Source organism: Streptomyces sp. NPDC088194 (assembly GCF_040702025.1).
Classification (GTDB): Bacteria; Actinomycetota; Actinomycetes; order Streptomycetales; family Streptomycetaceae; genus Actinacidiphila.
Map to the genome: position 1 here is coordinate 62592 of NZ_JBFBIV010000014.1, position 25211 is coordinate 87802.

At 70.6% G+C, this 25211-nt stretch carries 23 protein-coding genes, 1 pseudogene and 1 riboswitch; of the genes and pseudogenes, 9 read left to right on the forward strand and 15 right to left on the reverse strand.

Annotated features, from left to right (window positions below; translation table 11 throughout):
• Positions 1-6: 6 nt before the first annotated feature.
• The 4 genes from AB0399_RS10335 to AB0399_RS10350 form a co-directional block, all read right to left on the reverse strand.
• A complete protein-coding gene (locus AB0399_RS10335) occupies positions 7-330 on the reverse strand; it encodes a multidrug efflux SMR transporter (RefSeq protein ID WP_328469047.1) in 324 nt (107 codons plus the stop codon).
• Between the two features lie 104 nt (positions 331-434).
• A complete protein-coding gene (rsgA, locus tag AB0399_RS10340; RefSeq protein WP_366410971.1) occupies positions 435-1436 on the reverse strand; it encodes a ribosome small subunit-dependent GTPase A in 1002 nt (333 codons plus the stop codon).
• An 8-nt stretch (positions 1437-1444) separates the two neighbouring features.
• Complete coding sequence (gene aroA, locus AB0399_RS10345) at positions 1445-2803, reverse strand: 3-phosphoshikimate 1-carboxyvinyltransferase (protein WP_329364993.1); 1359 nt, start codon at positions 2801-2803, stop codon at positions 1445-1447.
• A 255-nt stretch (positions 2804-3058) separates the two neighbouring features.
• Complete coding sequence (locus AB0399_RS10350; RefSeq protein WP_329364991.1) at positions 3059-3772, reverse strand: M50 family metallopeptidase; 714 nt, start codon at positions 3770-3772, stop codon at positions 3059-3061.
• Between the two features lie 201 nt (positions 3773-3973).
• Here AB0399_RS10350 and AB0399_RS10355 point away from each other — a divergent pair, with 201 nt between their 5' ends.
• The 7 genes and pseudogenes from AB0399_RS10355 to def all read left to right on the forward strand — a co-directional run bounded on the left by AB0399_RS10355 (position 3974) and on the right by def (position 9962).
• A complete protein-coding gene (locus tag AB0399_RS10355) occupies positions 3974-4789 on the forward strand; it encodes an SOS response-associated peptidase (RefSeq protein WP_329364989.1) in 816 nt (271 codons plus the stop codon).
• Between the two features lie 91 nt (positions 4790-4880).
• The gene (locus tag AB0399_RS10360) at positions 4881-5540 is read left to right on the forward strand and encodes an alpha/beta family hydrolase (protein ID WP_329364988.1); all 660 of its coding nucleotides are present in this window, start codon (positions 4881-4883) and stop codon (positions 5538-5540) included.
• Between the two features lie 418 nt (positions 5541-5958).
• Positions 5959-6591 carry a sigma-70 family RNA polymerase sigma factor gene (locus tag AB0399_RS10365; RefSeq protein WP_328474474.1) on the forward strand — a complete coding sequence of 211 codons (633 nt, stop codon included), beginning with the start codon at positions 5959-5961 and terminating at the stop codon, positions 6589-6591.
• The gene (gene rsrA / locus AB0399_RS10370) at positions 6588-6908 is read left to right on the forward strand and encodes a mycothiol system anti-sigma-R factor (RefSeq protein ID WP_329364986.1); all 321 of its coding nucleotides are present in this window, start codon (positions 6588-6590) and stop codon (positions 6906-6908) included. Before AB0399_RS10365 ends, rsrA begins: the two co-directional genes overlap by 4 nt.
• A 342-nt stretch (positions 6909-7250) precedes the next feature.
• A pseudogene (locus AB0399_RS10375) lies at positions 7251-7799 on the forward strand (HD-GYP domain-containing protein); the annotation flags it as partial.
• 413 nt (positions 7800-8212) lie between these two features.
• On the forward strand, positions 8213-9217 hold the full coding sequence (locus AB0399_RS10380; RefSeq protein ID WP_328469062.1) for a hypothetical protein: 1005 nt from the start codon (positions 8213-8215) through the stop codon (positions 9215-9217).
• Between the two features lie 121 nt (positions 9218-9338).
• Complete coding sequence (gene def / locus AB0399_RS10385) at positions 9339-9962, forward strand: peptide deformylase (protein ID WP_329364984.1); 624 nt, start codon at positions 9339-9341, stop codon at positions 9960-9962.
• 35 nt (positions 9963-9997) lie between these two features.
• Here def and AB0399_RS10390 read toward each other — a convergent pair whose 3' ends face one another.
• The 8 genes from AB0399_RS10390 to AB0399_RS10425 all read right to left on the reverse strand — a co-directional run bounded on the left by AB0399_RS10390 (position 9998) and on the right by AB0399_RS10425 (position 19465).
• A complete protein-coding gene (locus AB0399_RS10390; protein WP_366410972.1) occupies positions 9998-10789 on the reverse strand; it encodes a hypothetical protein in 792 nt (263 codons plus the stop codon).
• Between the two features lie 200 nt (positions 10790-10989).
• On the reverse strand, positions 10990-11643 hold the full coding sequence (locus AB0399_RS10395; RefSeq protein ID WP_329364982.1) for a hypothetical protein: 654 nt from the start codon (positions 11641-11643) through the stop codon (positions 10990-10992).
• Positions 11644-11820: 177 nt separating this feature from the next.
• Complete coding sequence (locus AB0399_RS10400; RefSeq protein WP_328469070.1) at positions 11821-12132, reverse strand: hypothetical protein; 312 nt, start codon at positions 12130-12132, stop codon at positions 11821-11823.
• A 23-nt stretch (positions 12133-12155) separates the two neighbouring features.
• On the reverse strand, positions 12156-12863 hold the full coding sequence (locus tag AB0399_RS10405) for a hypothetical protein (RefSeq protein WP_366410973.1): 708 nt from the start codon (positions 12861-12863) through the stop codon (positions 12156-12158).
• A 14-nt stretch (positions 12864-12877) separates the two neighbouring features.
• Positions 12878-14998, reverse strand: a complete 2121-nt coding sequence (locus AB0399_RS10410) for a hypothetical protein (RefSeq protein WP_366410974.1) — start codon at positions 14996-14998, stop codon at positions 12878-12880.
• Between the two features lie 211 nt (positions 14999-15209).
• Positions 15210-16166, reverse strand: a complete 957-nt coding sequence (locus AB0399_RS10415; RefSeq protein ID WP_366410996.1) for a ribonucleotide-diphosphate reductase subunit beta — start codon at positions 16164-16166, stop codon at positions 15210-15212.
• Positions 16167-16285: 119 nt separating this feature from the next.
• Entirely contained in the window at positions 16286-18787 is a 2502-nt protein-coding gene (locus AB0399_RS10420; protein ID WP_366410997.1) for a ribonucleoside-diphosphate reductase subunit alpha, read from the reverse strand.
• 253 nt (positions 18788-19040) lie between these two features.
• A riboswitch (cobalamin riboswitch) is annotated at positions 19041-19169 on the reverse strand.
• A 158-nt stretch (positions 19170-19327) separates the two neighbouring features.
• The gene (locus AB0399_RS10425; RefSeq protein ID WP_328469078.1) at positions 19328-19465 is read right to left on the reverse strand and encodes a hypothetical protein; all 138 of its coding nucleotides are present in this window, start codon (positions 19463-19465) and stop codon (positions 19328-19330) included.
• A gap of 89 nt (positions 19466-19554) precedes the next feature.
• Here AB0399_RS10425 and AB0399_RS10430 point away from each other — a divergent pair, with 89 nt between their 5' ends.
• Positions 19555-20520, forward strand: coding sequence for a helix-turn-helix domain-containing protein (locus AB0399_RS10430; RefSeq protein ID WP_329373926.1), 966 nt, complete (start codon positions 19555-19557; stop codon positions 20518-20520).
• A gap of 121 nt (positions 20521-20641) precedes the next feature.
• Here AB0399_RS10430 and mctP read toward each other — a convergent pair whose 3' ends face one another.
• The 3 genes from mctP to AB0399_RS10445 form a co-directional block, all read right to left on the reverse strand.
• Positions 20642-22282 carry a monocarboxylate uptake permease MctP gene (mctP, locus tag AB0399_RS10435; protein WP_329364971.1) on the reverse strand — a complete coding sequence of 547 codons (1641 nt, stop codon included), beginning with the start codon at positions 22280-22282 and terminating at the stop codon, positions 20642-20644.
• Complete coding sequence (locus AB0399_RS10440; RefSeq protein WP_329373924.1) at positions 22279-22473, reverse strand: DUF3311 domain-containing protein; 195 nt, start codon at positions 22471-22473, stop codon at positions 22279-22281. The genes mctP and AB0399_RS10440 overlap by 4 nt, the downstream gene beginning before the upstream one ends.
• A 259-nt stretch (positions 22474-22732) precedes the next feature.
• A complete protein-coding gene (locus AB0399_RS10445) occupies positions 22733-23503 on the reverse strand; it encodes a GntR family transcriptional regulator (protein ID WP_329364969.1) in 771 nt (256 codons plus the stop codon).
• A gap of 316 nt (positions 23504-23819) precedes the next feature.
• Here AB0399_RS10445 and AB0399_RS10450 point away from each other — a divergent pair, with 316 nt between their 5' ends.
• On the forward strand, positions 23820-25115 hold the full coding sequence (locus AB0399_RS10450) for an extracellular solute-binding protein (protein ID WP_329364967.1): 1296 nt from the start codon (positions 23820-23822) through the stop codon (positions 25113-25115).
• Positions 25116-25211 lie beyond the last annotated feature (96 nt).

Sequence of the window (25211 nt, forward strand, 5' to 3'; positions counted from 1 at the left end):
GCGAGGTCAGTGGGAGGAGCCGGAGATCTGCAGGCCGATCACCCCGAGGATCACCAGCGAGATCGACACGAGCTTCAGCGCGGAGACCAGGTCACCGAGGAAAGCCATGCCGTAGATCGCGGTGCCGGCCGCGCCGATGCCGGTCCACACCGCGTACGCCGGTCCGACGTCGAGCTTCTTCAGGGAGAGGGTCAGCAGGCCGAACGAGCCGAGGGCGAACAGGCAGAAGGCCACCGTCGGCCACAACCTGCTGAAGCCGTGGGACAGCTTCAGACTCACCGCGAATCCTGTCTCGAAGAGCCCCGCGACCACCACGAGAAGCCAGGGCATCGGGTGTGCCTCCGTATCCGTATCCGTCGTTCCGCCGTGCGTCGCACGCCTGTGTTCGCAGCCGATCATCACACAGCCGGGCCGGGGAACCGATGGGGGTACCGTCAGTCTCCTTCGTGCGGCTCACGTGTCGCCAGCAACCGCCGCAGCGAGTCCAGTCGGGCGGGCTCGGCATGACCTGCGGCTACCCACGCGTCCAGCGCGCAGTCCGGCTCGTCGTGCGAACAGCCGCGCGGGCAGCCCTCCGTGCCCGGCACCAGGTCGGGGAAGGCCAGCACCACCCGGGACGGATCGATGTGCGCCAGGCCGAAGGAACGCACCCCGGGAGTGTCGATCACCCAACCGGAGTCGCCCGGCAGCGGCAGCGCGAGCGCCGAGGTGGTGGTGTGCCGGCCGCGGCCGGTGACCGCGTTGACCACGCCGGTGGTCCGCTGCCGCTCCACCAGCGCGTTGACGAGCGTGGTCTTGCCGACGCCGCTGTGTCCGACGAGCGCGGTGACATGTCCGGCCAGCCGCCGGCGGATCTGGTCCACCCCGCCGCTCAGGAAGTCCTCCCGGTTGGTGACCACGTACGGCACGTCGAGCGCGCCGTACGTCTCCAGCAGCGGCTCGGCCGGCGCGAGGTCGGACTTGGTGAGCACCAGCAGCGGGGTCAGCCCCGCGTCGTAGGCCGCGACCAGGCAGCGGTCGATCATCCGGGGGCGCGGCTCGGGGTCGGCGAGCGCGGTGACGATGGCGAGCTGGTCGGCGTTGGCGACCACCACCCGTTCGTACGGGTCGGTGTCGTCGGCGGTGCGGCGCAGCACCGAGGTGCGCTTCTCCACCCGCACTATCCGGGCCAGGGTGTCCTTGACGCCCGACAGGTCGCCCACCACGGCCACCCGGTCGCCGACCACCGCGGACTTGCGGCCCAGCTCGCGCGCCTTCATCGCGGTGACCTCGCGGTCGTCGACCAGGACGGTGAGCCGTCCGCGGTCGACGGTGAGCACCATGCCCTCGGCGGCGTCCTTGTGCTTGGGGCGGATCGAGGTGCGCGGGCGGGTGCCCCTGCTGTTGGGGCGGACCCGGATGTCGTCCTCGTCGGGGTTCTTGCCGTAGCGGCGCATGGCGGCCGTCAGCCCCGCCCCGGCCCGGTGCCGGCGGGCCCGGGCGCGGCCCCGGGCCGGGCCAGCATGCCCGTCCACAGTTCGGCGAAGTCCGGCAGCGTCTTCGCGGTCGTCGCGATGTTCTCCACCTCGATGCCGGGCACCGCCAGACCGAGCACCGCGGCCGCCGTGGCCAGCCGGTGGTCGTCGTAGGTGCGGAAGACCCCGCCGTGCAGCGGGCGGGGGCGGATCAGCAGGCCGTCCTCGGTCTCGGTGACGTCGCCGCCGAGGCCGTTGAGCTCGGTGGCGAGCGCGGCCAGCCGGTCCGTCTCGTGCAGCCGCAGGTGGGCGATGCCGGACAGCTCCGAGTCGCCGTCGGCGAGCGCGGCGACCGCCGCGATCACCGGAGTCAGCTCGCCGACGTCGCTCAGGTCGGCGACGAGCGGGCGCAGCCGGCCGCTGCCGGCGAAGGTCAGGCCGTGGTCGGTCAGCTCGCAGGAGCCGCCCATCCGGGTGAAGATGTCGCGCAGCGCGTCGCCGGCCTGCGAGGTCAGGCGCGGCCAGCCGGGCACGGTGACCCGGCCGCCGGTGACCAGGGCCGCGGCCAGGAACGGCGCCGCGTTCGACAGGTCGGGCTCCACGGTCAGGTCGCGGCCCAGCAGCGCGCCCGCGGCGACCCGCCACACGTTGGCGGTGCCGCCGTCCTGCGGGGCGTCGACCTTGGCGCCGGCCTTGCGCAGCATGTCGACGGTCATCCGGATGTGCGGCAGCGACGGCAGCCGGTGGCCGGTGTGCCGCAGCTCCAGGCCCTTGTTGAAGCGCGGGCCCGACAGCAGCAGGGCGCTGACGAACTGGGAGGACGACGACGCGTCGACGTCCACCGCGCCGCCGGACAGCGACCCGACGCCGTGCACGGTCAGCGGCAGCGAGCCGCGGCCCTCGTCGTCGACCCGGGCGCCGAGCGCGCGCAGGGCGTCGATGACGCCGTGCAGCGGGCGCTCGTACGACCGCGCGTCGCCCTGGAAGCGGACCGGGCCGTCGACGAGCGCGGCCACCGGGGGCAGGAAGCGCATCACGGTGCCGGCGTTGCCGACGTCGACGGTGGCCGGGCCGTGCAGCCCGGCCGGGATGATCCGCCACGCCTCGCCGCCGTCGGGGTTGACCGTTTCGTCGATCTGCACGCCCATGGCCCGCAGCGCGTCAGCCATCAGCATGGTGTCGCGGCTGCGCAGTGGGCGGCGCAGCCATCCGGGTTCCGCGGACAGCGCGGCGAGCACCAGGGCGCGATTGGTCACCGACTTCGAGCCCGGTACCTGGACGGTCGCGTCCACGGCAGCGGGCGCGGTCGGGGCCGGCCACAGGTCGGTCTGCGCGGTGCTGTCGGTCATGGGCAGCAAGCCTAGTGGCTCGGGTACGGGGAGATAAGTCGGCGAAAGCGGCGAAATCCGCTGGAAACAGGGTGCGGCTACCCTCGGCCCCGCCTGGTCTCCGCCATGTGGCCCGCGGTGAGGAGGCGCGCCCCGGGACCGCCGATCCGGGCACCGGCGCCCGGGACGGTCCCGGATACGGCCCCGGGCTGATGACCTGATCAGCGGCCACCGTCGGATCGGCCCGGCCCGCGCCGGCCCGGCCCGGACCCGTTCCTACCGGATCAGCAGCCAGCGGCCGCCCGCGAACAGCGAGCACAGCGCGACGACGTAGAACAGCAGCAGCCACAGGGCCGCCGGGGTGTGCGTCAGCCGGGCGAGCTGGTCGGCGTCGGAGGAGCCGCTGCGGTCCCTGCGCCGGGAGCCCTGGAGCTCAGCGACCGGCCGCGCCCCGCCCAGCAGCAGGAACCACACCACCAGGTACGCGAACGCGGCCTGCACCTGCGCGTCGGTCAGCCAGGACACCAGCAGGAACAGCGCGCCGGTGACGACGACGGTCAGCACCCCGTACGCGTTGCGGATCATCACCAGCATCACCAGGAGCAGCGCGGTCGCCCCCCACAGCAGCGCGGTGATGTGCCCGGCGGTCAGCAGCCCCGCCCCGGCCAGGCCGAGCAGCGGGGGAGCGGTGTACCCGGCGGCGGCGGTCAGCACCATGCCCGGGCCGTGCGGCTTGCCCTTGGAGACGGTCAGGCCCGAGGTGTCGGAGTGCAGGCGTATGCCCTGTAGCCGGCGGCCGGTCAGCAGCGCGATCAGGCCGTGGCCGCCCTCGTGCGCGATCGTCACCGCGTTGCGGGTGACGTGCCAGGCGCCGCGCACCACCACGGCGGCGAGCGCGATCAGCGCGGTCGCCCCCACCAGCCAGTGCGAGGGGTCGGGCTGCGTACCGGTCAGCCGGTCCCACATCTCGGTGATGCTCGCGACGTTCATGCGGTGCTCGTTCCTCTCGCTTCTCCCGCGGCCCCGGCGGTGCCGGTTCGGTAAGGGCCGGGCGGTCGGGCCGGGTTGGGGGTCGGGTCGCCGGTCGGGTGGTCGGGTCGGACGGTCGGTCGGGTCGTCGGCGGGATCGTCCCGGCCGGATCGTGCGGCCGGGCTGTCAGTCGGGCCCGCGGTCGTGGCAGTGTGGCAGTCATGTGCGGTCGATATGCGGCGAGCCGGAAACCCGAAGATCTCGTCGACCTCTTCGAGGTCCAGCGGTGGGACCCCACCGAGAGCCTCGCGCCCGACTGGAACGTCGCTCCGACCAAGGACGTCTACGTCATACTCGACCGACCTGTGCGGGACTCCGGTTCCCCCGATCCGGTACGACAGCTACGGCCGCTGCGCTGGGGCCTGGTGCCGTCCTGGGCGAAGACCCCCGATGTCGGGGTGCGGCTCATCAACGCCCGCGCCGAGACCGCCGCCGAGAAGCCGTCCTTCCGCCGCGCGCTCGCCGCCCGCCGCTGCCTGGTACCCGCCGACGGGTACTTCGAGTGGGTGACCGGCGTCCAGGAGCGGCAGCTGGAGGAGGAGGGCCGCAAGAAGCGCTCCCGCAAGCAGCCGTACTTCGTCACCCCCGCCGACGGCTCGGTCTTCGCGATGGCCGGGCTCTACGAGTTCTGGCGCGACGGCACCCTGCCCGACGGCCACCCGCGCGCCTGGTGGGCCACGTGCACCGTGCTCACCACCGAGGCCGAGAGCACCGACCTGGCGGGATACGACGGCACCGGTCCGCGCGCGCTCCACGACATCCACCCGCGGATGCCGCTGATGATGACCCCGGACCGCTGGAACGCCTGGCTGGACCCGGGCACCACCGACCCCGACGTGCTGCAGGACCTGCTCTCCGCCCCGCCCGCCGGGCTGCTGCGGGCCCACCCGGTCGGCACCGCCGTCAGCAACGTGCGGAACAACGGACCGGAGTTGGTGGTGGAACTGCCGGCGCCGGAGGAGGAGATGCTCTTCTGATCGGCGGCGCTCCGGGTCTGGTCCGCGCCGCTCCCGGCCGGGGCGGGCGCCGCTCCCCCGCACCGCCCCGGGGCTCTGGCAGGCTTGGCGGGTGGACACCCCTGACGCCGAACTCGTCGACACCCCAGCGGGCCCGGCCCGGATCACCTGGCACCGCCCCGAGGGCCGGGCGCGCTGCGTGCTGGCCCTCGGGCACGGCGCGGGCGGCGGCATCACGGCCCGCGACCTGGCCGCGCTGGCCGCCGCGCTGCCCGAGCGCGAGGTGAACGTCGCGCTGGTCGAGCAACCCTGGAGGGTCGCCGGGAAGAAGATCGCCCCGGCGCCCAGGACCCTGGACGTCGGATGGACCGCGGTGTGGCCGCGGCTGGCCGCGCCCGGGCTGCCGGTGGTGGCCGGCGGGCGCAGCGCGGGGGCCCGGGTGGCCTGCCGCACCGCCCACCCGCTGGGCGCGGCCGCCGTCCTCGCGCTGGCGTACCCGCTGCACCCGCCGGGCAAGCCGGAGAAGTCCCGCTACGAGGAGCTGGCCGGCGCCGCCGCCGTACTGCCGCTGCTCGGGGTGCAGGGCGGCGCGGACACGTTCGGGCGGCCCGAGGAGTTCCCGGCGGACCGCCGGCCGGTGGAGGTGCCCTACGGCGACCACGGCTTCGTGGTGCCCAAGCGGGCGCCGGTCACCCAGGAGGCGGCACTCGCCCTGCTGACCGGAACCGTCGCGGAATGGCTCACCGGGCTGGGGTTCGCCGCCCCGGCGTGAACGCTCTCCACCCGGCGTGGTAGGCCGTGCGGGCGCAGTTCTCCTTCCCGGGAATGACGACAGCGCGCGCGCTGTTGTGCGTGTCGACAGGGACCGCGCCGGCGGTACCACACAGGGTGAGAGAGGCAGCCGCATGGTTTCAGCCGCATGCCGGTCACGCGAGGAGGCCGCCGCACAGGTGAGCGCGCAGTCCGCGCCACTCAGCGCCGGTCAGGCCGCCGCCGCGCCGTACCTGGACTGGACCCGGTGGCCGGAGCAGGACCGAGGCAAGGGCACGACCAGCACGTCCACCACCCGTGCAATATCCTCCCAAGCGGGCGGGTCCACTTCTGGGCGCGCCGGCGTTATCGAGGAGGTGGGTCCGGTCACCGGCACCGACGACAGCACGGCGAGCACCGCGGGTGCGTCCGGTTCGGGGGTGCCACCCGTGCCTACGGCCACGGGGGCGGCACAGGAGACCGAAGCGCAGCGCAGCCGGCGTTTCGAGCGGGACGCGCTGGAGTTCCTCGACCAGATGTACTCGGCCGCACTGCGGATGACCCGCAATCCGGCCGACGCTGAGGACCTGGTGCAGGAGACCTACGCGAAGGCGTACGCGTCCTTCCACCAGTTCCGCGAGGGCACCAACCTCAAGGCGTGGCTGTACCGCATCCTCACCAACAGCTTCATCAACTCCTACCGCAAGAAGCAGCGCGAGCCGCTGCGCAGCGGCTCGGAGGAGATCGAGGACTGGCAGTTGGCGCGCGCCGAGTCGCACATGTCGACCGGCCTGCGCTCCGCGGAGTCCCAGGCGCTGGACCATCTGCCGGACTCCGACGTGAAGACGGCGCTCCAGACCATCCCCGAGGAGTTCCGCATCGCGGTGTACCTCGCCGATGTCGAGGGCTTTGCCTACAAGGAGATCGCGGACATCATGGGTACTCCCATCGGCACCGTGATGTCGCGGCTGCACCGCGGGCGTCGCCAGCTTCGCGAACTGCTGGAGGACTACGCCCGGGACCGCGGACTCGTCCCCGCGGGCGTGGCAGATGAGAAGGGCGCGGATTCATGAGCTGCGGAGACGCACATGAGACGGACTGCTCCGAGGTGCTCGACCACCTCTACGAGTACCTCGACGAGGAGATGTCCGACGATGCCTGCACCAAGTTCCGGGAGCACTTCGACGAGTGCCACCCGTGCCTGGAGAAGTACGGCCTGGAAGTCGCGGTCAAGAAGCTGGTGAAGCGCTGCTGCGGCTCCGACGACGTACCGAGCGACCTGCGCTCCAAGGTGATGATGCGGATCGAGCTGGTCCGGCGCGGCGAGGCCGTGCCCGAACAGGACGCGCTCAGCGCCGAGATCACCACGACCGAGGCACCCTCCGCGTGACCGCCGGGCCGGTCTGGCAGCCCGGCCCGCGCACCGCTCCGCACCCGCCCCGAACCTGCCGCCACCGCCCGAACTCGCGGCCGCCTGAGGGCTTTACGCCCTACCACGCGACCGCCTGGACGCCGTCAAGCCGCTCGGCCGTACATCACTCCTACGGGTGAGCGGTGGTCCCCCCTTCCGGCGTAATGGCGGCAAAACCCTCATAGCCGCCCGCTACGGCCCTATCCTCCTGAGTCTCGTACATCTTCGTACGGACAGGAGGCTGTCGCCGTGTCACCCGCGCACCGCCGCTCGCAGCCGCCCGCGGTCTGCTGGGGTTCCGCCTGTTCCCGCCGGGTCCGGCAGGAGGCGCAGCAGGCGACCGTACAGGCCCTGCTGCAGGCCCTGGAACTCAAGGACCCCTACACCAGGGGCCACAGCGAGCGGGTCGGCAGGCTGGCCGCGCTCATCGCCCGCGAACTCGGCGCGCCCGCGGCCCGGGTGGAGGCGGTCCGGCTCGGCGGCACCCTGCACGACATCGGCAAGCTCGCGGTGCCCACCGGGCTGCTGCGCAAAAACGGTCCGCTGACGGACGAGGAGCGACGCGTGGTCCAACTCCACCCGGTCGACGGCGACGGGGTGCTGCGCGGCATCTCCGTGCTCGGAGAGGCCCGCCCCGCGGTTCTGCACCACCACGAGCGGATCGACGGCACCGGGTACCCGTACGGCCTCGCGGACGGGCGGATTCCGGAGGCGGCCAGGATCGTGGCGGTGGCCGACGCGTTCGACGCGATGACGTCCACGCGCACCTACCGTTCGGCCCGGCCGCACGCGCCCGCGATGGCCGAGTTGCGGCGGTGCGCCGGCACGCAGTTCGACCCGATGATGGTGGAGGCGCTGGCGGGTGCGCTGGCGGCGCGGCCGCGGTTCGCGGTGCCCGCGGTGCCGGCGGCGCCCGTCGTTCCCGACCCGGTGGCCGTACGCGACGGGCGCGACGTATCCGGCGTATCCGGTGCACCGGCCGAACCGACCGCACCAGCCGCACCGGTCGAACCAGACGCACCGGCCCGGCTCCGGCCGCTGCCGGCGCTGTGCGGGGCGACCGCGGCGGTCGAGGGACCCCTGCTGGCCAGGGTGCCCGCGCACCCTCCGACCTGGGCATGGTTGGATGCCGGTGCGAAGGGCAAGGGAGTCGGGTGAGGCCCGCGTTCCGCAAGCGGCGGGCTCGGGCTGAGACAACGGCCAGAATGTGCAAGGTTGGTGTCGTACAGGGTGGTACGGGCCGCATCGGGCCGACCGGCTGAGCGGGCAGGCGGGATACGACGTTGAAGATCTTCGGAAGAGTGCGGCACCGGCCGTCGCCCACGTGGCGCCAGGCCACCGACCGGGCGTTCACGCTGATCGACGACGGTCGCTACGAGGACGCCGGCGCGCTGCTCACCCGTGCCGCCGATCTGGAGCCCTGGCTCTCCGAGTCCTGGTACAACCTCGCGCTGCTGCACAAGTTCCGGCACGACTGGGCGCAGGCCCGGATCGCCGGGCTGCGCGCGGTCGCGCTGCTGGACCGCCCGGTCGGCGCCCCGGACTGGTGGAACCTCGGCATCGCCGCCACCGCGCTCCAGGACTGGCCGCTGGCCCGCCGCGCCTGGCAGGCGTACGGGCTGCGGATGCCGGCCGGGACCGCCGAGCGCACCGGCGAGGAGTCCGTGCGGCTGCCGCTCGGCAGCGCCGCGGTGCGGCTGTCCCCGGAGGGCGAGGCCGAGGTGGTCTGGGGCCGCCGGCTCGACCCGGCCCGGATCGAGGTGCTCTCCATCCCGCTGCCGTCCTCCGGCCGCCGGTGGGGCGAGGTGGTGCTCCACGACGGCGTGCCGCACGGCGAGCGTGCCACCGAGCGCGGCTCCGGCTCCTCGGTCTACCCGGTCTTCGACGAGATCGAGCTGTGGGCGCCTTCGCCCGTGCCGACCTGGCTGGTGCTGCTCGAAGCCGGCACCCAGGCGGACCGCGACGCCCTGGAGCGGCTGGCCGCCGAGGCCGGATACGCCGCCGAGGACTGGTCGTCCTCGGTCCGGCTGCTGTGCCGCACCTGTTCCGAGAGCCGGATGCCCACCGACGACGGCTCCTCCGCGACGCGTGACCCGCACGACCACGGCGAGCCCGGGCATCCCGGTCACCTCAGCCACCTCAGCCCCGCCGGGGAGGAGCCGGGCTGGACGCCCGAGCGGGAGTGCGGCATCGCCGCGCCGGCCGGCCTGGTCCGCGGGCTGCTCGAAGGGTGGGTGGCCGACAGCCCCGACACCCGGGACTGGCGGGACCTCGAAGAGGTGTGCTGACCGTCGAAGCGGTGGGCGTCGAAGTGGTGTGCCGAGCATCACGACGGCGGCATCGCGCCCTTGCGCGGTCCCGTACCCTGGGAAGGATCACTTACAGGTTCCGGGAAGGCGTACGGCGGAGATGTCCCAGCAGCACACCGAGCAGCAAGTCGACTTCGTCGACGACGTGACCGACGCGGCGGACCGCGAGTCGGCCCACCGCGAGCGCGGCACCGCTCGTCCCATCACGGTGGTCGGCAACCCGGTGCTGCACCGCGAGTGCAAGGACGTCACCGCCTTCGACGACAGCCTCCTCGCCCTCGTGGACGACATGTTCGCCTCGCAGCGCGCCGCCGAGGGGGTCGGCCTCGCCGCCAACCAGATCGGCGTCGACCTCAAAGTCTTCGTCTACGACTGCGCCGATGACGACGACGTCCGCCACGTCGGTGCGCTCTGCAACCCCGTCCTGGTCGAACTCCCCGCGGACCGGCGCCGCCTCGACGACTCCAACGAGGGCTGCCTGTCCGTCCCCGGCGCCTACATGGAACTCGCCCGCCCCGACTACGCCGTCGTCCGCGGCCAGGACCTCCAGGGCAACCCGGTCGTCCTCCAGGGCACCGGCTACTTCGCGCGCTGCCTCCAGCACGAGACCGACCACCTCTACGGCCGCCTCTACATCGACCGCCTCTCCAAGCGCGACCGCAAGGACGTCATGCGCCAAATGGCCGAGGCCACCCCGAAGTTCGAGACGGTCCCCAACGACTGACCCGCCCCCCGTGGCCCCTTCGCGTCCTCCTCGCGTCAGCGGTTGACGGTCTGGTCTTCGCGCACGGTGACCTGGAACTGCTTGCTGGACTGGCCGTTGGGCAGCCCCGGGGCGCTCGGCGGGCCGTCGGGATCGGCGGACGGGGTCCAGGTGACCTCCCACACGACGCTCGCCTTCAACGGGTAACCGCCGTTCGGCGACGCCTTGTCGTAGGTGACGTTGCACCCCGCGTCCTTGGTGTTCACGCTGTACTTCCCGCCCGACGCCTTCAGGTCGTACGTGCAGCTCTGCGGGTCCGCGTACTGCGTCCCCGCGTCCACCGTCAGCCGCACGGGCACGGCCGTGGTGGTCGCCGCCACGTGAATACCGAAGGCCGGGTTGTCCAGACTCGCGGTCACCCACACCTTCGGCAGCGCCTTGTCGAACGCGATCTCCGTATCCAGGTTCACGAGTTGGTTCTGGGCGATGGGTCGCAGCGTGATATCCGGCTTCGGCAGAATCGTCCGATTGAACGCGAGCCCGGCAAGCGTCTTGGGGTCGACGGTCGGAATGTCCGGCGTGGACGGCTGGTCGGGGGCGATCCACTTCCACGGGTCGAGGGCGGCGCAGGCGTCGGCCTTTGAGATGTCGGGAGTGACCAGTTGATACCAGCCGCCCTTGTCACCCTTGTGGTAGTCGTTCGCGCCGTAGTCGCTCGCCATCTGCGCCCAGGCTGATTGCGCCGACGTGTAGTGGCTGTTGATGTAGTCCGAGAACTGCTTCGGAGTGAACTCGGGCTCGTACCAGCACGGCGGGGGGGACCAGTTGGAGGTGGCGGGCGCGGTCATCGGTACGCCGGCTCCGTGGTAGCTCTTCTTGTAGCTGACCTTGGACTGGATCGTGGTGGGTGCCGAAGGCGGCTTCGGATCGTCCGACTTCGGAGGTGGGTCCGACGACCACCCAGTGCCTGCCTGACTTGGCGCCCCGAGCAGCACAACTCCGCAGGCGGCGGAGAGCACTACGGTCGCTGCCCGAAGCGCTCGCTTGCTCAGCGCTTGCACTGTGTCGCCCCCTTCTGGTTGTTGTATGTCGTGGTGTGCCAGATGCCATCCGTTCCCTTGAGCATGCGCGAGGTGTGGAAGACGAAGTCGGTGATGCTCGGAGTGGTCATCACAGCCTTCCCGGTTTTGAGATTCTTGTCGTAGGCGGCGGACTGGTCCTCACAGAAACTCACCGCGGCAACGGTGGAACTACTCACCGTTACCTTGCGGTTGTAGATCTGGAGCGTGCCGGTGATCGAGCGGTCATCCTTCTTGCCCGCATCGATGGAAGCGCTCCAGCCCTCGGAGGCATCCTGGGTGACGTACTTCGTGAAGACCGGAAGCGTTTTGTCGAGCTTGGTGATTGCGAGGTAGATCGCTTGCACCGCGTACCCCTGGTCCCGTAGCACCGCGTCTTTGGTCGGGTCACCGGTCTTGTCCGGGGCCACTACGATCTTGAAATCGCTCGGGAAGTCGAACGTCGGCGCGCTGGGGTCCGCCGCGGGCGTCGTCGGTGGGGCCGTGGTCTGCGACGCAGTCGTATCACTGGGGGTCGGGCTCGACGCGATCTTCTTGTCGTGGCCGCCGCCGCACGCCGTGAGGAGGAGGGCTGCTGCCGTGAGGGTGCCCGCGGCCGCGCTGAACTTGGTTCGGGGTGCCATTGTGTTGCCAGTCTCCCGTGGTCAGTGTGCGCAGACGTGACGGGAGTGACGGGCGTGGCCGCGCCGAGGAGTTGGTGTGTGCAGAGCCCCCCCGGGCCGGCCCCCCTTCACGGTGGCCACATTCTGCAACGTTCGGTGCCCTACGTTAGCTGTCGTCACGTAGTGCGTCCACGACGGTCAGGCCGGCAGGGCGAGTTGACGCCGTTCCGCGTCGGCCTCGGCCTGGGTGACCTCCTTGGGGTGGCCGTCGCGTTCCTTCTTGACGTATGCGGCGAAGGCCCGCGTCTTCGTGCTGGTGCCACGGGCGTTGCCGGAGAGGTCGGTGGCCCAGGTGACGGCGGCGGCACCGACCCACACGTCGCCCTTGCCGCCGGCCATCTGCTGGTCGGCCGCGTGCAGGGCGTTCGCCACGGAGTCGAGGTCGCGTTCCACGACCGTGTAGAGGGTGTTGAGGGCTTGCCACATGGGGCTGGGGACCTTGTCGCTCATGGAGTTCGTCCGTCCGCTCTCGGTCACTTCTTCTTCATCGGGAGGGGTTTCAAGGTGCCCAGCGTGGGCGGGAGATCGCTGCCCTGGCAGCCCAGCGCGGCGGCGACCTTCACCGCGGGGGAGTACAGCAGGCGGACGCCGGCCTCGCGCTTTTCGGCGCTGCCGACGGCGCTGAGGCCGCTGGTGTTTGCGTATGCCTCGACGTACCGGGTCCGGCTTTCACCGGCCAATGCTCCGGGGAGAGAGCAGGTGAAATCCAGATAGGTTCCGTTGTCGAACGATAGGGCGCCGTAGGCGATGCCAAATGCGGTGAAGTCGTCTCCGCTCTTCAAGTCCTTGTCGCTCGGCTTGCGCGACGACCACTGGAACTGGATTTCCAGTCCCGACGTCATCAGTCCGCCGACCACGCCGAGGAAGCATAGGTCGTGTTCGTTCATGTTGTCGGTGTCGTCCAGATCCGCGCGGAGTGCGTTCGCCACTTGCTGTGCGGTGTGCTGCTCTGCGGCGAGCGCGGCGTACAGCTGGTTCTTGCCGGTGATTTCTCGCAACGCCGCGGCGCCTTGCGTGTCGAAGGAGCGGTCACACGCACTCTGGATGCTGATCGGAGACCCGTAGGAGTTGGTCGGCGCGGGCTTTTTGGAGCTGCATCCGGACAGCAGGGAAACGCCGAGCGCACCGAGGGCTGCCGCAGCAAGGACACTGTGGCGGCGGGATGTGCGGGTACCGATCATCGTCGGCTCCTGTCTCATGTTCCGGTCACGGGCAGGTTGCCGCCCTGCTCCTGGTCGAGGCTGCCCGTGTTGTAGCCGACTTGCTGTGCCTGAGTCAGCGCGTCGTTCAACGCTTTCACCTGAGCGCGGCTCCATCCCTGTGGGCTGTTGTCGACGAGGTTCTTGGCGGGAACCCAGGACCCCCGTCTGCCGGCGTTGTAGACGCCGGCTGCCTTGCCCTGCCGCACATCGGCCAGGTTGCGGTGCTGGGAGTCCGAGTAGTCGCCGATGTTCTTGCTGATCTGGTCGTCGATCTGGTCGTGGACGTCGTCGGTGACGAGCGGGACGATCGTGGCGCCGATGCCGGACTCGGGTTCGGGTGCGAAGGCGAAGACGCCGCCGGTGATGAGGCCCGCGACCATCTGCTGTCGCTCGGAGCGCTTGTCGACGCTCTCGTTGAAGTCGGCGTCCTGCTTGTCGCCCTTGGCCTTGTACTCGTCGATCCAGCCGCGGTCCATGATGCCTTGGAGTTGGGCGCCTATGCGGATGGCGTTCTGGCTGTCGGTGCTTTGCACCTGGCCGTTCTTGTCGATGACGGGAGGGTGGGCGTTCAGCACCGAGGTGGTGTACGCCTGCTGAGCGTTGGTCACCGAGGTGTAGGCGTCGTCGTCGTGGGCGAGAGTCCCCAGGAACGTCTCCAGGTGGGCTCCGTCGAAGTGCGCCCGGTCCTTCGGCGGCCTGCCGCTGCTCGTTCCGCTGTAGACCGAAAGGTCGTTGTCGTCGTCCAGTCCCCAGTCCACGTCGTCGATGTACGCCGCCGTGATGCGGCCGAGGCTCGGGCCGATGCCGGACTGGCGGGCGAGGAGGTCGGCGCCGCTGTCACGCGTCTTGACCTTGTCCGTGCCGGTCGCCTGCTGGCCGTAGCGGTTGACGACTTCGGTCATCACCTTGGCGGTGTCCTTGGTGCGGTGGAGTTGGGGTGGGTTGGCGTCATAGGAGGAGCCCATGGTCGCCGACTCCAGTGCGTGGCCGAGGGACTTGTAACCGGCGATGGTCTTCGCGGAGTGGCTGGTGGTGGAGTCACCGGGCCAGTTGCGGGTCTCGGTGAGGTAGTCGAAGTTCTTGCTGTTCTCGAAGAAGGTGGTGGAGGCCGCGGGGTTGTGGCCGAGCGCTTCCATGAATCCCGTCATGGGGTCCGTGCCGCCGTCGTTGGCGGCGCCGTAGTGCATCCGGTCGTAGATCATGTCCGGCTGGTCCCAGGGAAGGACGTCCTTCTCGAGGACCTGCTTTTGCAGGCCGCTGGTGACATCGCTGGTGTTCGCCTTCTCGAAGGCGATCAAGGACGTCCCGTAGCTGTCGAGGAACGTCGTGTCGTAGGTGCCGTTGCGCATCAGGTCGCTCATCACCTGGAAGCCGTAGACGTGCTGGTCCGGTCCGTCACCGACGTCCGTGCCGCCGAGGGAGATCATGGTCTTCTTCCACTGCCGCATGGCCGCGTCGTCGTTGCGGGTCGCGGTGGCCAGGGTGGTGCCCATCGACTTCTCCAGGCCGCCCAGGAGCTTTTCCCGCTCCTTCTGGTCGGCCGACAGGCCGACGTTGCTCCGCGGGTTGGTCGTGAACTGCCGTGGGTCGGTGACGGCCGCGTAGAACCTCAGGGTGCCGGCCGGGCCGAGTCCGGTGGCGAACCGCTCGGCGAAGTCAGGGTTGTTCTCGTGCAGTGCCAGGAGGTCGTCGAGCTGCTCCAACTGTGCGTTGCTGAGCTTGCTCGGGTCGGATGTGGCGAGTTTGGCGAGCTTGACGGCCTGCGCGGAGTCGCGGCGCACCTGAGCGGGCGAGGAGGTGTCCACCATGCCGTCGTCGATTTCGACCATGTGCTTCGAGCCGGGATACGGCTGTTCCGTCTGCTGGGCCAGGAAGAGCCGCTGCCGCAGCATGGGGAGTTGGTCCTGCGCCCACGACAGGTGCCTGGTCACCGCGGCGAGGGTGGAGGTGTCCAGTCCGAGGTAGGTGGCCCGGCTCATCCAGTCGCGCACCACGGGTTGGGCGCTCGTGGTGCCGTCGTGGCCGGTGTGGCTGTTGATCGTGGTGATGAACGTGTGCAGTTGCTTCGGATCGATTCCGCTGAACGTGCTGCCGTCGTCTGCGCGCCGTGACATGGCGAGCCCCCCCGGGTTGCCATTGGTTGCCATTGTTCGGTCTCGTACGCAGGAGGTTAGAACACGGGTACGGAGAGTGTCCAAGGTGGCTGATGGGAGGCGATGGGACGGGTGATGGGAGGAGAAAGGAGGACGCCCCGCCCAGGACGACGGCCCCGCCCAGGACGACGGCCCCGCCCAGCAGGGCGGGGCCGTCACGGCAGGTGCGGGGTCAGAAGTCCTCGTCCAGGGAGACGGTGCCCTCGACGGCGACCTGGTAGGCGGAGGGGCGGCGTTCGAAGAAGTTGGTGAGTTCCTGGACCCCCTGGAGCTCCATGAAGGAGAAGGGGTTCTCCGAGCCGTAGACCGGGGGGAAGCCGAGGCGGGACAGGCGCTGGTCGGCGACGCACTGGAGGTACTCGCGCATGGAGGCGGTGTTCATGCCGGGCAGTCCGTCACCGCACAGGTCGTGCGCGAAGAGGAGTTCCGCCTCGACCGCCTCACGCATCATGTCGGTGACCTGGTCGCGCAGTTGGGCGTCGAAGAGTTCGGGCTCCTCCTTGCGTACGGTGTCGACGACGTCGAACGCGAAGGACATGTGCATGGTCTCGTCACGGAACACCCAGTTGGTGCCGGTGGCCAGGCCGTGCAGGAGGCCGCGGGAGCGGAACCAGTAGACGTAGGCGAAGGCGCCGTAGAAGAACAGGCCCTCGATGCAGGCCGCGAAGCAGATCAGGTTGAGCAGGAAACGGCGGCGGTCGTCGCGGTTGTCGAGGCGGTCGACGGTCTCCACGGAGTCCATCCAGCGGAAGCAGAACTGCGCCTTCTCACGGATGGACGGGATGTTCTCGACGGCGGCGAACGCGGCGGCGCGGTCGTCGGGGTCGGGCAGGTAGGTGTCCAGCAGGGTCAGATAGAACTGGACGTGGACGGCTTCCTCGAAGAGCTGGCGGGACAGGTACAGCCGCGCCTCGGGGGAGTTGATGTGCCGGTAGAGGGTGAGCACGAGGTTGTTGGAGACGATGGAGTCCCCGGTGGCGAAGAACGCCACGAGCCGTCCGATCAGGTGCTGTTCGGCCGGGGAGAGCTTGGCGAGGTCGGTGACGTCGGAGTGGAGGTCGACCTCCTCGACGGTCCAGGTGTTCTTGATGGCGTCGCGGTAGCGCTCGTAGAAGTCGGGGTAGCGCATCGGGCGCAGGGTCAGTTCGAAGCCCGGGTCGAGCAGGTTCTTCACGGCGGGGGAGGTCCCGTCCACGGTCCCGCTCGTGGTTCCGCTCGTGGTCCCGTTCGCGGTGGTGTCGGTGGTCATTACTGGCATGCCTCGCAGGACTCGGGGTTCTCAAGGGAGCAGGCGATCGCGTCGGCGTCGGCGATCACGGGTACGGCGGCGGGCGCGGGGACGGACGCGGACGCGGCGGAAGAAGCGGAAGCCGCGGAAGAAGCGGAAGCCCCGGAAGCCCCGGAAGCCGCGGAAGAAGCCGCGCGGGCGATCCGGGTGGCCGGCCGCGACCGCAGGTAGTACGTGGTCTTCAGCCCCCGCTTCCACGCGTACGCGTACATCGAGCTGAGCTTCCCGATCGTCGGCGTCTCCAGGAACAGGTTCAGCGACTGGCTCTGGTCGAGGTACGGCGTACGGTCCGCGGCCAGGTCGATCAGCGCGCGCTGCGGCAGCTCCCAGGCGGTGCGGTACAGCTCCCGCACCTCCGCCGGAATCCAGTCGAAGCCCTGGACCGAGCCGTTGGCCTCCCGCAGCGCCTCCCGGGTCCGCGGGTCCCACAGGCCCAGCCGCTTGAGGTCGGCCACCAGGTAGGAGTTGACCTGGAGGAACTCGCCGGAGAGCGTCTCGCGCTTGAAGAGGTTGGACACCTGCGGCTCGATGCACTCGTAGACGCCGGCGATGGAGGCGATCGTCGCGGTGGGGGCGATCGCGAGCAGCAGCGAGTTGCGCAGGCCGGTGGTGGCGATACGGGCGCGCAGCGCGGTCCAGCGCTCCGGCCAGTGCGGGGCGGCGCCGAAGTGGTCGGGGTGCAGCACGCCGTCGGAGGTACGGGTCTGGTCCCACGCGGGCAGCGGGCCGTTGCGCTCGGCGAGGTCGCAGGACGCCTCGTAGGCGGCGAGCATGATCCGCTCGGAGATCTTCGTGGACAGCGCGCGGGCCGCCTCGGAGCCGAAGGGCAGCCGGAGCCGGAAGAAGACGTCCTGCAGCCCCATGATGCCCAGACCCACCGGCCGCCAGCGGGAGTTGGAGCGCCCGGCCTGCTCGGTCGGGTAGTAGTTGATGTCGACCACCCGGTCCAGGAAGGTGACCGCGGTGTGCACGGTACGGTCCAGCCGCTCCCAGTCGATCGCGTCGTCGATGCCGTCCGCGCCGCCCGCGGTACCGTCCCGCGGTGCGATCACGAACGCGCCCAGGTTCACCGAACCCAGGTTGCACACGGCCGTCTCGGAGTCGTCCGAGACCTCCAGGATCTCCGTGCACAGGTTCGAGGAGTGCACGGTCCGGCCGGGGCGGGCGGTCTGGTTCGCGGTGCGGTTGGCGGCGTCCTTGAACGTCATCCAGCCGTTGCCGGTCTGCGCGAGGGTGCGCATCATCCGCCCGTACAGCTCGCGGGCCGGGAGGGTACGGCGGGCCAGGCCGGCCGCCTCGGCGCGGCGGTAGGCGGCGTCGAAGTCGGCGCCCCACAGGTCGACCAGCTCGGGGACGTCGACGGGGGAGAAGAGCGACCAGTCCGCGTCGGCGTCGACCCGGCGCATGAACTCGTCCGGGACCCAGTGCGCGAGGTTGAGGTTGTGGGTGCGGCGGGCGTCCTCGCCGGTGTTGTCCCGCAGTTCGAGGAACTCCTCGATGTCGGCGTGCCAGGTCTCCAGGTAGACCGCGGCGGCTCCCTTGCGGCGGCCGCCCTGGTTCACCGCGGCCACCGAGGCGTCGAGGGTCTTCAGGAACGGCACGATGCCGTTGGAGTGGCCGTTGGTGCCGCGGATCAGCGAACCGCGGGCGCGCACCCGGGAGTAGGGGATGCCGATGCCGCCGGCGTGCTTCGACAGGCGGGCCACCTCGTGGTAGCGGCCGTAGATCGAGTCCAGCTGGTCGAGCGGGGAGTCCAGCAGGTAGCAGGAGGACATCTGCGGGTGGCGGGTGCCGGAGTTGAAGAGGGTGGGGGAGCTGGGCAGGTAGTCCAGCGCGCTCATCAGCCGGTACAGGTCGGCGACTTCCTCCAGCGCGCGGCCGCCGCCCACCTCGGGCCCGCCGCCTGCCGTGGCCGGGCCGCCGGGCGCGGTGACGCCGTCGTCCTCGGCGAGGCCCGCGGCGACCCGCAGCATGAAGTGCTGCGGGGTCTCGATCACCTGGCGGGTGATCGGGTGCCGCAGCAGGTAGCGGCTGTGCAGGGTGCGCAGGCCGAAGTAGCCGAAGCGGTCGTCGGCGCGGTCGGCGAGCGCCTGGTCGACCAGCGCGTCCAGCCGGGCCGCGTGGGCGGCGACGAAGGCGGCGGTGCGGTCGCCGACCAGGCCCTCGCGGTGGCCGACCGCGATGGAGGTGGTGAAGGAGACCGCGCCCTGGCCGGCCGCCTCCTCGGTGATCGCCTCGCTCAGCAGGCGGGCGGCGAGCCGGGAGTACACCGGGTCGTCGGAGATCAGACCGGCGGCTGCGTCGATGGCGAGGGTGCGCAGTTCGGCGCGGTCGGCGCCGGTGCTGCGGCCGCGCAGGGCGGCGGCGGTGACCCGGCCCGGGTCGGCGTCGGGCAGGTCGGCGGTCAGTTCGACGAGCATGCGAAGGAGTTCGGCGCCGGCGCCGTCCGCGGGCTCCGGCACCCGCGGCCGGCCGGGGGGAGCGGTGGCGGGGGCCGCCGAGGAGGTGGCGGCGGTGGGCGCGGGGGCGGTGGGCGCGGTGGTCACGGTGGTGCTCTCCCTCATACGCGGCGGCGGCCGCGCGGAGAGCGACGAGAGGCATGGCGGGGCCGTTTTCCGGCACGCCGCCGTGCGCCCGTCGACCCAGTCCACGAGGCCCGGACGGATTCCTCCCGTTGAGCCCGGCGGCTCGGGAGGCACCCCCGCGCACAAGGCACGCGGGAGCGTGTCGGCCGGCAGGCGATCGGGCTGTACGGGGCGCTGGGCGCGCGACCGTTCACCGTTGCGGGGCAGCGCCGGATTTTCACCGGCTTCCCCTGCGGCAACGGGGTTGAGCATACATGTAGTGGCGCCCACCGCAGGCACCCCCACATGTTGTGTCGCGCTGTCAATCTCATGGTGGCCCGCGCGCGTTGTCGGGCCGCATGCGGCCGCGGCCCCGCCGTCTGGCGGGGCCGCGGAAGGGCCTGGGCGGGCCCCGGTCGGGCGGGCGCGGGAGGGGTCTCAGAGTTCGGCGCGCTTGCGGTCCGCCTCCCGCAGTTCGCGAGTGATCTTCGCCTCGTGGCGCAGACCGAGGACGGGGACGAAGGTGAGGGCCAGCAGAAGGCCGAGGAGAGCGGCGATGTCCAGGAGTACGGTCATGGGTCAATCGTGCTCGCGCCGCTTACGGTCGAACAGTGGCAGCACTGCCGTACTACCGCAACATGCTGCCACGTGGCAGGCTGGACGACATGTTGCGCAACGTGGCGACCGTGGTCCTGGACGGGGTTCACCCCTTTGAACTCGGCGTGGTCTGCGAGGTCTTCGGGCTGGACCGCAGCGAGGAGGGGCTGCCGGTCTACGACTTCTCGGTGGTCTCGGCGGAGGGGCCGCGGGTGGGGACGCACGCCGGGTTCGAACTGGTGGTGGCGGAGGGCCTGGACCGGCTGGACGAGGCCGACCTGATCGCGGTGCCGGCCGGCGACTCGTACAACATCCGCACCTTCCCGCAGCCGATGCTCGACGCGTTGAACCGCGCGGTCGAGCGCGGCGCGACCGTACTGAGCGTGTGCTCGGGGGTGTTCGTGCTCGGCGCGGCCGGGCTGCTCGACGGGCGGCGGTGCGCGGCTCACTGGCGGCACGCGGAACGGCTCGCGCGGCGCCATCCGAAGGCCGAGGTCGAGGCGGACATGCTCTACGTCGACGACGCCGGCGTGGTCACCTCGGCCGGCACGGCGGCGGGCATCGACGCCTGCCTGCACCTCGTCCGCAAGGAGCAGGGCAGCGCGGTGGCGAACGGTATCGCCCGGCGCATGGTGGTCCCCCCGCACCGCGAGGGCGGCCAGGCGCAGTACGTGGACCGGCCGCTGCCCCGGGCGCAGAGCGACACTGTCACCGGGGTGCTCTCCTGGATGGAGCGGCACCTCGACCGCGAGGTGACCGTCGAGGAACTGGCGCTGCGCGCCCACATGTCACCGCGGACCTTCGCGAGGCGCTTCCAGCAGGAGACCGGGACCACGCCGTACCGCTGGTTGCTGGGGCAACGTGTGCTGCTCGCCCGGGAGTTGCTGGAGGGGACCGACGCGACCGTCGACTCCGTCGCGGTCCGGGCGGGGTTCGGCAACGCGGCCACCATGCGGCACCACTTCGTCCGGTGGACCGGGACGACGCCGCAGGCGTACCGGCGCACCTTCCGCACACCGAGCCCCTTGGCGTAGGTCGCCGGACCGTCCGCCGGTGGGTGGCTGGTCGCTGGGGGTGCCCATTCCGGGGGAGTTCCCCGCGCCCCTGTGTATGTGCGGCTCCTTCCGCGGAAGGAGCCGCACAAGGGGACCGCGACTACGCGGACGGGGCGGGCTCGGGGGTCAGGGGCACCCCCGGAGCGCCGGGCTCGCCCGGTTCGGCGGTGTAGTCCGACAGGACCGTCTCATCGGTGCCCGCGGGTGCCTTCACCGCCCGCAACACCAGCGTGAGCACCACCGCGATGACCACGTTGAGCACGAACGCGGTGAGCCCGATGTACCCGATCTTGCCGATCCACGGGATCGTGTCGGAGTTCCCGCCGAAGTGCGACTGGCTCGGGCTGGACTGGTCGTACGCCTTCCAGGTGCCGTAGGCCATGCCCGCGGCCCAGCCGGCCAGCAGCGCCCAGCGGTGGAACCAGCGGGTGAAGAGCCCGCCGACGATCGCGGGCACCGTCTGCAGAATCCAGATCCCGCCCAGCAGCTGGAAGTTGATCGCCACGGTCTTGTCCATCGACAGCACGAAGACGAGCGCGCCGACCTTCACCACCAGCGAGGCGAGCTTGGAGACGCGGGTCTCCTCCGCGGGCGTGGCGTTCGGGCGGATCAGGTCCTTGTAGATGTTGCGGGTGAAGAGGTTCGCGGCGGCGATGGACATGATCGCGGCGGGTACCAGCGCGCCGATCGCGATCGCGGCGAAGGCGACCCCGGCGAACCAGCTCGGGAAGACGTTCTCGAAGAGCTGGGGGATGGCGAGTTGGGCGTTGTAGCCCTTGACGTTCTTGCCGACGCCGTCGGCGACCGCCATGAAGCCGAGCATCGCCAGCAGCCCGAGCATCAGCGAGTACAGCGGCAGGATCGCGGTGTTGCGCTGGATGACGGTGCGGCTCTTGCCGGAGAGCACCGCGGTCACCGAGTGCGGGTAGAGGAACAGCGCCATCGCGGAGCCCAACGCGAGCGTGGCGTAGGCCCATTGGGCCTGCGGCGCGACGGTCAGCGAGCCGTGCGGCTTGCCGGTGGCGGGGTTCTTCACCGCGTACGCGGCGCCCGCCTTGTGGAAGATGTCGCCGAACCCGCCGAGCTTGTACGGGATGTAGATGATCGCCACTGCGATCACGATGTAGATCAGCGCGTCCTTGACGAACGCGATCAGCGCGGGTGCCCGCAGCCCGGAGGAGTAGGTGTACGCGGCGAGCACGCCGAAGGCGATCAGCAGCGGCAGGTCCTTGACGAACCAGTTGGTCGAGTCGCTGCCGCCGACCCCGACCACGTCCAGCACCGCCTGGATGCCGACGAGTTGGAGCGCGATGTACGGCATGGTGGCCACGATGCCGGTGAGCGCGACGGCCACCGACAGGCTCTTGGAGCCGAACCGGCCGCGGATGAAGTCCGAGGAGGTCACGTAGCCGTGCTTGCGCGAGACCGACCACAGCCGCGGCAGGAAGAGGAAGACCAGCGGGTAGGCGATGATCGTGTAGGGCACCGCGAAGAAGCCCGATGCTCCGGCGCCGTAGATCGCGGCCGGCACGGCGATGAAGGTGTACGCGGTGTACAGGTCGCCGCCGAGCAGGAACCAGGTCACCCAGGTGCCGAAACTTCGGCCGCCCAGCCCCCATTCGTCCAGGTGCAGCGCGTTGTCCGCGCGCCGCCAGCGCGCGGCCATGAAGCCCATCGCCGTGACGGCGACGAAGAAGAAGATGAGGATGCCGAGCGCGACCCCGTCGACGTGGTTCTTCACTTGGCCGCACCTCCCTTGCGGCTGCGTGCGTCACGCCGGACCAGCACGTAGGCGGAGTAGGTGAGCACCGCCGAGACCGGCACCCAGGCGAGCTGGTACCAGTAGAAGAACGGGATGCCGATGAAGGTGGGGGTCAGCCGCGAATAGGAGCTGACCCAGAGCGTGCTGACGAGCGGAATGAGCAGGCAGATTCCGGCGACGACCCGCGCGGGCGTGACCGCCGGTCGTGGTCCGTCCGCCGGTCGGCGCGGCTGGGGTACTTGTGTCGGCGCGGTCGGCACAGCTGGTGCTCCCGTCCCCTAGAGCGATCAATGTGGTGCGCAGGAATCTAGGGGAGGGGAGTGACAGGCGTCACTACCTGTGCGGATATCAGCCGTACGAGGGAACGCCGAAGCGGCCCGCCGGCGGGTCCGGCGGGCCTTCGTACGACAGCATTCGGATCGGTGGGGCTCAGTCCGTCGGGCGGTTGAGCCGCGCGACGAACTTGTACCGGTCGCCGCGGTAGACCGACCGCACCCACTCCACCGGTTCCCCCGTGGTGTCCACGGAGTGCCGGGAGAGCATCAGCATCGGCAGCCCGACGTCGGTGCTCAGCAGCCCGGCCTCGCGCGGGGTGGCCAGCGAGGTCTCGATGGTTTCCTCGGCCTCGGCCAGCCGCACGTCGTAGACCTCGGCGAGCGCGGTGTAGAGCGAGGTGTACTTCGCCAGGCTGCGGCGCAGCGCGGGGAAGCGCTTCGCGGACAGGTGGGTGGTCTCGATCGCCATCGGCTCGCTGTTGGCCAGCCGCAGCCGCTCGATCCGCAGCACCCGGCCGCCGGCCTTCATGTCCAGCAGCCCGGCCAGCCGGTCGTCGGCGGTGATGTAGCCGATGTCCAGCAGCTGCGAGGTGGGCTCCAGGCCCTGCGCGCGCATGTCCTCGGTGTAGGAGGTGAGTTGCAGCGCCTGGGAGACCTTCGGCTTCGCCACGAAGGTGCCCTTGCCCTGGATGCGCTCCAGCCGGCCCTCGACCACCAGCTCCTGCAGCGCCTGCCGCACGGTGGTGCGGGAGGTGTCGAACTCGGTGGCCAGGGTGCGCTCCGGGGGCACCGGGGTGCCGGGCGGCATGGTCTGGGTGATGTCCAGGAGATGGCGCTTGAGCCGGTAGTACTTCGGCACGCGGGCGGTGCGGCCGGCGGTGCCGTTCCCCGTGGGCTCCGCGCTGCTGCCCGTGTCGCTGTCCATGCCGTGTACTCCCGACTGCCGTCGTACTGCCGTCACCGGCTCCTCCGTTGATCGCGGTCACATGGTGGCACGGGCTCCCCTGCCGGAGGGAGGCGGTGGGTGGCTGATGCCCTTCAGGTGTCGGTCCGATAACAGGTCCGACGGGTGTTCTTATACACCCTTGACACCCCTAAAGGTCTAGGCCAAGCTCCGGGTACTGGTCTAAACCATTAACGACCAATCCCAGACCCACGAGCAGGACGCGGCTGCAATGCGCGTGCGGCAGCCGACATTTCGGGCGGTGGGGGGAGTTTCGGGCATCCTTGAGGAGGGTGGCATGAGGCGCAAGCTCATCGCTGCGATCGGTGTCGCGGCAGTGCTGACCGGAGTCGCGGCCTGTGGTGGCAGCAGCGACAAGTCCGATTCGGGCAAGGGGAGTTCGGCCGGGCCGGCCGATTTCAAGGGCAAGACGCTCAACGTGTGGCTGATGAGCGGCTCCAACCCGCCCGGGTGGACCAAGGACATCACCGCCGCGTTCGAGAAGCAGTACCCCGGTGCGAAGCTGAAGATCACCGTCCAGCAGTGGGACGGCATCCAGCAGAAGCTCACCACCGCGCTGTCGGAGAGCACCCCGCCGGACGTCATCGAGGTCGGCAACACCCAGACCCCGTACTACGCGGCGACCGGCGGCCTCAAGGACCTCACCAGCGTCAAGGCCGACATCGGCGGCAGCGACTGGGTGCCGGCGCTGAACGGCTCCGCGGTCTACAACGGCAAGCAGTTCGCCGCCCCGTGGTACTTCGCCAGCCGGGTCGTCGTCTACAACAAGAAGATCTGGTCCGGGGCCGGCATCACCACGCCGCCGAAGACCCAGGACGAGCTCTTCTCCGACCTGGACAAGATCAAGGCCAAGGGCACCAAGGACGCCTTCTACCTGCCCGGCCAGGACTGGTACGGCTTCGACGGCTTCCTGCTGGACGCCGGCGCCGACCTGGTCAAGAAGGACGGCGACAAGTACACCGGCAACCTGGACACCCCCCAGGCCGCCGCGGCGATCAACCTGTACAAGAAGGTGAACTCCTACGGCACCGCGCCGAAGGACAAGGACGAGGCCACCCCGCAGCAGTCCGACGTGTTCGCCAAGGGCGACGTCGGCGCGTTCCTCGGCCTGGGCTGGGAGGCGGCCGGCGCCATCACCAAGAACCCGGCGCTGAAGGACCAGGTCGGCTTCTTCGCCTTCCCGGGCAAGACGGCGGACAAGACCGCCAGCGTCTTCGTCGGCGGCTCCAACCTGGCGATCTCCCAGGCGAGCAAGAACCCCGAGCTGGCCCAGGACTTCCTGAAGATGGCGATGTCCGACCAGTTCGAGGGCGAGCTGGCCAAGGAGGGCGGCGTCGTCCCGAACAAGGCGAGCCTCGACTCCAACCTGACCGGCAACGAGTTCGGCACCGTCTCCGCGGCCGCCGCGGCCAACGGCGGCACCACCCCGCTGATCCCGGCGTGGGGCAACGTCGAGAACGCGCCCAACCCGATCACCACCCTCTTCATGACCGGCGTGCTCCAGGGCCAGTCCCCGAGCGCGGCCGCCAAGAAGGCGGACACCGAGATCGACAAGCGGCTCAGCCAGCAGTAGCCACCCGGTCCGGGTCCCGGCGCCCGCCGTCCTGAGCGGCGGGCGCCCGGGCCCGGCACAGCGCCTTGCAGCGGACGGTACGAGGAAGAGGGAAGC

Bases quoted from the DNA above. Each gene is read 5' to 3' on its own strand.
- AB0399_RS10335 (WP_328469047.1), bottom strand. From the start codon at position 330: ATGCCCTGGCTTCTCGTGGTGGTCGCGGGGCTCTTCGAGACAGGATTC.
- rsgA (WP_366410971.1), bottom strand. From the start codon at position 1,436: ATGCGCCGCTACGGCAAGAACCCCGACGAGGACGACATCCGGGTCCGC.
- aroA (WP_329364993.1), bottom strand. From the start codon at position 2,803: ATGACCGACAGCACCGCGCAGACCGACCTGTGGCCGGCCCCGACCGCG.
- AB0399_RS10350 (WP_329364991.1), bottom strand. From the start codon at position 3,772: ATGAACGTCGCGAGCATCACCGAGATGTGGGACCGGCTGACCGGTACG.
- AB0399_RS10355 (WP_329364989.1), top strand. From the start codon at position 3,974: ATGTGCGGTCGATATGCGGCGAGCCGGAAACCCGAAGATCTCGTCGAC.
- rsrA (WP_329364986.1), top strand. From the start codon at position 6,588: ATGAGCTGCGGAGACGCACATGAGACGGACTGCTCCGAGGTGCTCGAC.
- def (WP_329364984.1), top strand. From the start codon at position 9,339: ATGTCCCAGCAGCACACCGAGCAGCAAGTCGACTTCGTCGACGACGTG.
- AB0399_RS10390 (WP_366410972.1), bottom strand. From the start codon at position 10,789: ATGACCGCGCCCGCCACCTCCAACTGGTCCCCCCCGCCGTGCTGGTAC.
- AB0399_RS10395 (WP_329364982.1), bottom strand. From the start codon at position 11,643: ATGGCACCCCGAACCAAGTTCAGCGCGGCCGCGGGCACCCTCACGGCA.
- AB0399_RS10400 (WP_328469070.1), bottom strand. From the start codon at position 12,132: ATGAGCGACAAGGTCCCCAGCCCCATGTGGCAAGCCCTCAACACCCTC.
- AB0399_RS10405 (WP_366410973.1), bottom strand. From the start codon at position 12,863: ATGATCGGTACCCGCACATCCCGCCGCCACAGTGTCCTTGCTGCGGCA.
- AB0399_RS10410 (WP_366410974.1), bottom strand. From the start codon at position 14,998: ATGTCACGGCGCGCAGACGACGGCAGCACGTTCAGCGGAATCGATCCG.
- AB0399_RS10415 (WP_366410996.1), bottom strand. From the start codon at position 16,166: ATGCGCTACCCCGACTTCTACGAGCGCTACCGCGACGCCATCAAGAAC.
- AB0399_RS10425 (WP_328469078.1), bottom strand. From the start codon at position 19,465: ATGACCGTACTCCTGGACATCGCCGCTCTCCTCGGCCTTCTGCTGGCC.
- AB0399_RS10430 (WP_329373926.1), top strand. From the start codon at position 19,555: ATGTTGCGCAACGTGGCGACCGTGGTCCTGGACGGGGTTCACCCCTTT.
- AB0399_RS10445 (WP_329364969.1), bottom strand. From the start codon at position 23,503: ATGGACAGCGACACGGGCAGCAGCGCGGAGCCCACGGGGAACGGCACC.
- AB0399_RS10450 (WP_329364967.1), top strand. From the start codon at position 23,820: ATGAGGCGCAAGCTCATCGCTGCGATCGGTGTCGCGGCAGTGCTGACC.